Annotated in this window: 1 protein-coding gene; it reads right to left on the minus strand. The window is 43.6% G+C overall.

Features of this window, described 5'->3' with window-relative positions; translation table 11 throughout:
• The coding region (locus AAEY78_RS13420; protein WP_352339809.1) for a cation efflux transmembrane domain-containing protein at positions 1-266 on the minus strand (266 nt) is incomplete at both ends.

Genomic DNA, 266 nt, shown 5'->3' on the forward strand with positions numbered 1-266 from the left:
GCCCACCACCAACCATATTGTGCCAATACTAGCGCTAATAACACGGCAGCATTGAGTAGCAAATCAGATTTATAATGTAATGAATCGGCTTCAACCAATGAACTATTGGTTTTCACCAGAGCGTGTCGTTGCAGCAACACTAAGGCAAATGTCAGCACAATCGCAATGATAGACACCACAATCCCACTCACCGCATTGGTGACCGGAACAGGGTTAATTAACTTTTCACCACCATACAATAATAACAATGACGCCGAGCCCAAAAT

This window comes from Psychrobacter sp. 16-MNA-CIBAN-0192 (assembly GCF_040309565.1).
GTDB lineage: Bacteria > Pseudomonadota > Gammaproteobacteria > Pseudomonadales > Moraxellaceae > Psychrobacter.